This window comes from Bradyrhizobium hipponense (assembly GCF_008123965.1).
Lineage (GTDB): Bacteria > Pseudomonadota > Alphaproteobacteria > Rhizobiales > Xanthobacteraceae > Bradyrhizobium > Bradyrhizobium hipponense.
Genome location: NZ_VSTH01000207.1, coordinates 1 through 768 on the forward strand (window position 1 = coordinate 1; position 768 = coordinate 768).

1 protein-coding gene is annotated in these 768 nt (G+C 64.8%); it reads right to left on the reverse strand.

Features of this window, described 5'->3' with window-relative positions; all coding sequences use genetic code 11:
- Positions 1 to 82: 82 nt before the first annotated feature.
- The coding region (locus FXV83_RS39885; protein ID WP_249776250.1) for a group II intron maturase-specific domain-containing protein at positions 83 to 768 on the reverse strand (686 nt) is incomplete at its 5' end.

Consider the following 768-nt stretch of genomic DNA (forward strand, 5'->3'; position numbering starts at 1 on the left):
AAATCGGGATAGGGGGCAGCCTCGCGGCTGCACCCCTCCCACACCACCGGACGTACGGGTCCGTATCCGGCGGTTCGGTGGATTATGCAGGCTGTGGGGCCGCGACGGTAGCGAGACCGAGTGACCTGAAGAACAGCTTTGACAGCGCCATGTTGAGCGCGGGGCTCGCTGCCAGCCGCCAAGGGCCATGTGGGCTGCCGGCGGTTTTTGCCGCCAGGTCCCGGCCGACGCCGCAGCGTCGCAGCTCGGCGAAGCGAGTGCGTCCACGCTTCCATTGCTTCCAGGCGATGGCGCGCAACCGTCGCCTGATCCACTCGTCAAGCGCGCGCAGCACCGACGGAGTTTGGCAGAAGCCGAAGTAGCCGCGCCAGCCGACAAGGTAAGTAGACAGCTCCTTGCTGGTCTGAGCGAGGCTTCGTCCACGCGTGCGCCGCGTCAGCTCCCGGATTCTCGCCTTGAAGCGGGCGATCGCCTGCGGCGCGATGCGCCGTCGCGGTTCTCTCCCGCTGGTGAAGCTGAAGCCCAGGAACTTGCGGACACTCGGTTTGGCGACCGCGCTCTTGGCCTTGTTGACCTTCAGCCTGAGGCGCTTTGCAAGGAACTTCTCGACGCCGGCCATCACCCGCTCACCCGCTTTCTGACTGCGCACATAGATGTTGCAGTCGTCGGCGTAGCGCACGAAGCGGTGTCCGCGCTTTTCCAGTTCCTTGTCCAGCACATCCAGCATCAGATTCGACAACAGCGGCGAGAGGGCTCCCTGAACGCAAA